Below are 6260 nucleotides of genomic sequence, written 5' to 3' on the forward strand. Positions count from 1 at the left end.
TCACAGAATCGACCGAAAAGTGCCGCCTTCGACGCGCACCGCAGCACCGTTGGATGCGGCACCCAAAGGACTGACCAGCAACGCCACTATGGCGGCAATCTCGTCGGCCTCGATCATGCGGGCGATCAGTGAGCTCGGACGATACGTGTCGAAGAAGTGGGATTCGATTTCCGCATCGGTCATATCGGGTCGTGGCGCGGTCTGCCGCAAATACGCGACGATGCCTTTGGAGCGCGTAGCGGACGGCAGTACGCTGTTGACGGTCACACCCGTACCCTTCGTCAGTTCGGCCATTCCGCGCGAGACCGCGAGCTGGGCCGATTTGCTGACACCGTAGTGCACCATGTCCGGCGGCGTGAACGCCCCGACTTCGCTGGACATGAAGATGACACGCCCCCAGTTCTTCGCAAGCATGCGAGGAAAGTAATGACGTGACAGCCGTACGCCCGACATGACGTTGACATCGATCATTCGCAGCCATTCGTCATCAGTGATCTCGGCGAAGGCCCTGGCTTCGTAGTAGCCAAGGTTATTCACGAGAATATCCGTATCCGGCTGCGCTTCGATCAGTTCCGCGACACCTCGCTTGCCGCTCACATCGGCGACGATTCCGCGCACGCTGCCGCGATGCGCGGTAGCGGATATCTCGGCGACGGCGGTGTCGAGTTTGTCACGCTGACGCCCGGTGATCGTGACCGACACACCTTCGCCGGCCAACGTTCGTGCAATGGCCATGCCGATGCCAGCGGTGGCGCCGGTGACGATGGCAGTTTTACCTTCAAGTTGCAGATCCACCGTTTGCTTCTCCCTTGCTCGTCGAAGGACCGGCTACGCCGGTCCATTGCGTGGCATTACTTCAGCCGCTTCAGCATCTCGCCCGCGACGTCGAGTGCGGAGGCCGGATTCTGACCGGTGATCAATTCGCGGTCGGTCACCATGTGCGCGGTAAATGGCACCTCGTTGCTGCTATAGATGCCGCCGGCCTGCTGCAGCGCGGTCTGCGGATAGAACTTCATCACTCCGCCGCCAAGCAGTCCTTTTGCCTGCTCCTCTTCCGCGTTGCTGATCACCGTCATGCGGTAACCGGAATAGATCCATTTCGGGTAGCTGCCGCTCGCGTTCCCCGAGGCGAGCTTTCGTGCAAAGCCCTGTGCATCGGACAGGGTCGACAGCAACGCAATCGGACCATGACAAACGAGCGCCGTGGTCTTGCCGCGCGCGTGAAAATCGGCCAGCAGTCGGCCCACTGCGGGGCTGGTCAGAAGATCCTGCATCGGCGCGTGGCCGCCGGGAACATAGACGGCATCGAAGTGCTCGTAACCGATCTGCTCCACCCGCGACAGACTGATCACGGGAGAGTGCGAGCGCGACGTGATTTGCAGCTTGTCGAGCAAAGCCTGGTAACCGCGCATCGCCTTTTCGTCGCCGTTGAAGTACATCTTGTCGGCAGACGTCGCATCCATCGTGGGCGCGTTGCCCTCGGGCGTGGCGAAGGTCACCTGGTGGCCGGCATCAAGCAAGGCCTTCACGGGCTGCATCAGTTCGTTCAGGTAGAAGCCCGTCGCGAAGACCTTGCCGTCCTTCAGATCGAGGTGATCGGAATCCGACAACACCACGAGCACGTTGGCCGCGTGAGCGCTGTACGCTGCAATGCCGAGCATGGCGGCAACGGCGAGCTTGCGCATCGAATGCATAGCGTTCTCCATGGGGAATTTCAGGCCTGCCCTGAATGATTCAGCAACAGATAACGGATCGCCGCGCCAACGCCGGAAGCCGACTGCGGGTTCTGGCCGGTCACGAGACGTCCGTCGACGACGACCTTCGCCGTCCAATTCGGTACGGGATGGTGATGCGCGCCGCGCTGTGTCAACGTGCTCGCGAGCAGGAAAGGCACGATGCGATCGAGTTGAACCGCGCGCTCCTCTTCATCCGTGAATGCGCTGAGGTTCTTGCCGGCGACCAGGTACGTTCCGTCGCCGAGGGTCACATCCACCAGCGCGGCGGGGCCATGACATACCGCGCCGACCACACCGCCTGCCTCATAGACCGCGCGAGTCACCTTTTGCACGTCGGGATTGCCCGGAAAATCCCACATCGCACCGTGGCCGCCTGCAAAGTAGACAGCCGCATATTTCGACGCGTCGACATCGCCCAGTCGCTGCGTGTGGCGCAGCGCGTCGCGGAAAGCACTGTCGTTCCAATAGCGCGCGTTGACTTTGTCCGTCAGGTCAAGCTCGTCGACGGGAGGCTCGCCGCCCAGAATCGACGCGAATTCGACCGGGATGCCGGCCGCGTCGAGTTCGGCAAGCGGATGCGTCACTTCGCCGAGATAAAACCCGGTCGGCTCGCCGGTCGAGCCTTTCGTCGCGTGGCTCGTGAGTACGAACAGCACGGACAAGTCCTGCCGGTCGCGATGTTCACTATTCATGGTTCGCTCCTCGATTTCAGTGGGTGACCCGACGACGGATCACAATGCGCCCACTTTATTTGGCTCAATGGAGGAGATAAACTGAGTCAGAAGTAAATCTTCTGTTCTCTGGAGGATAAGATGGGGCGAAGATTCGACCATCTCGGTGATGTGGAAGCGTTTGTCACGGTAATTGAAAAAGGCTCGATGACCGCCGGCGCGGTGGCCTTGGGCAGCACACCTTCGGTTCTAAGCCGAGCTATCACGCGCCTGGAGACTCGGCTGGGTGTGCAGTTGCTGCGTCGTTCGACCCGACGGTTGAGCTTGACGGAGCAAGGCAGGCTCTATCTGGAACAATCGCGCGCAGCGTTCTTGTTGATCGACGATGCCGAGCGCGCCATTCAGGGGCAGGACGGCGCGCTGACAGGTCATGTCCGGCTCAGCGTACCGACGACGTACGGACACTATCGTCTGCCACCGCTGCTTCGGCAGTTCACGCAGCAACACCCGCAGGTTCGCGTGGAGTTGAATATCGCGAACCGGAACGTCGATCTGGTGGCCGAGGGTTTCGATCTGGCGATCCGGCTAGGCGCATTGCCCGACAGTGGACTGGTCGCGCGCAAGCTCGAAGATGCAGCGTTATGCCTGGTAGCGTCGCCCGATTACATCGCCAATGCTGGCATTCCGGAAAACGTGGCCGATCTGGAGCGCCACCTTTGCTTGCCTTTCATGCTGCCCAGCAGCGGCCGTATCGCACCGTGGGTGTTCCAGGACGGCGGTCAGGACATCGACTGGCTGCCGCCTTCGAACATCGCGGTCTCGGACGATGTGCTGGGTGTCGTTTCAATGGCGCAGAGCGGCGCCGGCATCTGCCAGACCTATGATTTTATTGTTCGGGACCGGATTCAGGCCGGAACTCTCGTCGAACTGCTGCCCCACCTCCGTGGCCGCACACGGCCGTTTTCTGTGATTTATGCGCCTCATCGTCGCTTGTCTGCGGCATCACGGGCCCTGATCGACATGCTTGTCGCGTCTACCCCCGATTCATCCAAATGAAAGCAGAATGATGGTTGATGGACTCTCAGCGCTCAGCAAGGGTTCGGGAAATTCGGACGGCTCACTGATTGCCACGATTGAACGACACTAATGAATGCAAGTGGCGTAGCGGCTTCATGCAACGATTCGAAGCACGTTGAAATCAGCCTGAAGCCGGCATGTCTTAAGGCTTTTCGTATTCGGGCGGTTACGCGCGTTTGATTTGCTTGATCAAAAAATCGACCATATCTCGCTGTGCGTTGTCAAGAATATCGCCGGTGCCGACTAGCGCAAGCTCTGACGGTGGCAATGGAGGCAAATCGGTGCAGACTCGATGCTCCGGCAAGATCGCAGACTTCGGTAGCACCGAGATAGCCAGACCTGCGGCGACCGCTGCCTGAATCGCAGTAAGGCTTTGGCTGCCAAACGCGATGCGCCAGGCACGCTGCGCCTTGTCGAGACTGCGGATCGCCCGCTGACGGTAAATACATCCGTGGGGAAAAAGCGCAAGCGCGATCGGCTCATCCGAATCCGGCTTCGGGGGATCAGCATCCCGCCCCCGCACCCAAGCAAGCGACTCTGGCCAAGCCGCGAAGCAGTCGCCTCTGCCAGGTTCCCGCTTGACGAGTGCGAGGTCTATTTCCCTCGCGGCAAGCTTGGCTTGCAAATCCGCGCTCATACCCGCCGACGTTTCAAGCCTCACATCCGGTCGGACCTTCAGAAAACCCGAGAGTATTGCCGACATGCGCCGCGCATCGAAGTCCTCCGGGACCCCGATTCGAACCGGCGAAAGCTTGACGTCGCGCTGGAGCACCTCGCGGGCTTCCTGCGACAACGCCAGCAGCCTCCGCGCGTACTGCGCGAGCAAGACACCGTGTTCGGTGGCAACGACATGATTCCCCGAACGGTCCCTGAGCAGCAGCGGGCGACCTACCGACTCTTCCAGCTTTCGCACCTGCTGGCTAACAGTCGACTGCGTGCGATGAACACGTTCGCCTGCACGAGTGAAGCTGCCTTCATCAACGACGCAAATCAGCGTCTTCAGTAGCTCGAGATCAAACATGGTCAGTCATTTGAAATTTAAATATCCATGATTTTATTATCTAATTTCTAAATATGAGACCTTCTGCCTATGATGTGAATGTCTTCTAGCCAAACAGGAACAATGATGTCACTGAAAGATACGAGTCGGCCACAATGGCTGACATTCGACTGCTACGGCACGCTCATTCAATGGGACGAAGGTTTGCTGGCAGCGGTACGCGAGATTCTTGGAAAACGGCAGGCAACGGAGGTCGACGCATCCAGATTCATCGAGGTTTACGACCGGTATGAACATGAGCTCGAGCAGCAATCGCCCCACCGCACCTTCCGTCAGGTCTCCGGTCAGGGCCTTCGACTTGCGCTGGAGGAATTCGGGCTTGCCGGGAGCGAAAGCGACGCCGCAGTGCTGACTTCGAGGATTGCGGCGATGCCACCGTTTCCCGAGGTCGTCGGCACGCTAGGGAAGTTGAAAGCAATGGGATACCGTCTGTGTATTGTCTCGAATACGGACGACGACATTATTGCAGGCAACGTAGCACAACTTGGCGGCTATATCGACAGGGTCATTACTGCACAACAGGCCGGGGCCTACAAACCAGCACGTCGGCTGTTCGATTACGCGCACGAACAGCTTGATGTATCGAAGGACGACGTTGTTCACATTTGCGCCAGCCCGCATCTGGACCATGCAGCGGCGCGAGACATCGGATTTCGTTGCGTGTGGATTGATCGAGGCACGGGTCGAAAATTGCTGCCGGACTACACTCCAGACGCGACGTTACAGACGCTGCACGAAGTACCGGAACTCTTTGCTACGCTCGACTGGTAGTCCATTGTCCCGTTACCCCGATCACGGCTTGCCCAAGTGCATGCAATATTGCCGGAAGAAGCGACGCGTTCCGATCGGGGTACATCACACACGCTTCTCATCATCGACATACTGATCGCGGTCCGGCACATAAACCCTGATCCCAGAACGACACGTAACGATTTGCATCCGGTGACCCGAAACGTCGACGCTGAATTCCGACGGAAATCAGGATGACTCTCGCTCCAGGACTGCCCCGCTCCACCACCCATCTTGCTCCGCTTCCGACACCGGCAAGAACCCGTTGGTTTCCCAAGATCACTTGCCGGACCGGCCGCTGAAAAACTTGATCGGTATGGTGCCGGTCTACTTGGCAAGGCGACTGAGACTTCTCTCCTTGAGCCGTTGAAGGGCGCTCAGGTCGGATCCTCTTGCTCCCGATGCCAAAGGTCGTGGATGCCTTGCTTGCAACGCGCTCCAACTTCCAACGATGGCCTCAAGCTCAGTGCGCTCCAGCACAAACGCATTCTGCCGACTCATGCGGCTGGATCATCTGAATGATTGGTCCCGGTACTGGCCTCGACACATCCGATCGCAATCAGTCGGTCCGGTCGATGCGAATGTCCGGACTTTCAGGACACGAAGGCGTGAGAGGCAAGTCGTGTGATATCACTCCCTGCATTGCTCGTTTCGACCAGCATCGTCGGCATGCCGCACTTGTTCACGAGGTTACTCACCCAGATACGCAGCCCGCACCTTCGGATCGTCGAGCATCTGCTTCGCGTCGCCTTCCATCGTGACCGTACCGGAATCCATCACGTAGCCGCGGTCGGCCGCCTGCAGCGCGAGGCGTGCGTTCTGCTCGACGAGCAGCACCGTGATGCCCTCCTTCGAGATCTCGCGCACCACTTCGAAGATCTTCTCGACCATGATCGGCGACAGACCCATCGACGGCTCGTCGAGCAG

Annotated in this window: 6 protein-coding genes and 1 pseudogene; 2 read left to right on the forward strand and 5 right to left on the reverse strand. The window is 59.2% G+C overall.

Annotated elements, in window-relative coordinates; genetic code table 11:
* From AC0KUR_RS36700 to AC0KUR_RS36710, 3 genes are read right to left on the reverse strand one after another with little or no spacing between them, the layout of a single operon-like run.
* Complete coding sequence (locus AC0KUR_RS36700) at positions 1–795, reverse strand: SDR family NAD(P)-dependent oxidoreductase (RefSeq protein WP_059619754.1); 795 nt, start codon at positions 793–795, stop codon at positions 1–3.
* 56 nt (positions 796–851) lie between these two features.
* Positions 852–1685, reverse strand: coding sequence for a type 1 glutamine amidotransferase domain-containing protein (locus tag AC0KUR_RS36705; RefSeq protein ID WP_226112741.1), 834 nt, complete (start codon positions 1683–1685; stop codon positions 852–854).
* A 29-nt stretch (positions 1686–1714) separates the two neighbouring features.
* The gene (locus AC0KUR_RS36710; protein ID WP_473377283.1) at positions 1715–2428 is read right to left on the reverse strand and encodes a type 1 glutamine amidotransferase domain-containing protein; all 714 of its coding nucleotides are present in this window, start codon (positions 2426–2428) and stop codon (positions 1715–1717) included.
* 120 nt (positions 2429–2548) lie between these two features.
* Here AC0KUR_RS36710 and AC0KUR_RS36715 point away from each other — a divergent pair, with 120 nt between their 5' ends.
* Positions 2549–3463 carry a LysR family transcriptional regulator gene (locus tag AC0KUR_RS36715; protein WP_473377284.1) on the forward strand — a complete coding sequence of 305 codons (915 nt, stop codon included), beginning with the start codon at positions 2549–2551 and terminating at the stop codon, positions 3461–3463.
* A 187-nt stretch (positions 3464–3650) separates the two neighbouring features.
* Here the strand turns inward: AC0KUR_RS36715 and AC0KUR_RS36720 are convergent, their stop codons facing one another.
* Positions 3651–4505, reverse strand: coding sequence for a LysR substrate-binding domain-containing protein (locus tag AC0KUR_RS36720; RefSeq protein ID WP_473377285.1), 855 nt, complete (start codon positions 4503–4505; stop codon positions 3651–3653).
* Positions 4506–4610: 105 nt separating this feature from the next.
* Here AC0KUR_RS36720 and AC0KUR_RS36725 point away from each other — a divergent pair, with 105 nt between their 5' ends.
* Positions 4611–5315, forward strand: a complete 705-nt coding sequence (locus tag AC0KUR_RS36725; protein WP_069707191.1) for a haloacid dehalogenase type II — start codon at positions 4611–4613, stop codon at positions 5313–5315.
* 708 nt (positions 5316–6023) lie between these two features.
* On the opposite strand, the pseudogene AC0KUR_RS36730 reads toward AC0KUR_RS36725, so the two are convergent.
* Positions 6024–6260 (reverse strand): annotated as a pseudogene (locus AC0KUR_RS36730) (ABC transporter ATP-binding protein); the annotation flags it as partial.

The sequence above is a fragment of the Burkholderia sp. YHN3-13 genome, assembly GCF_055810675.1.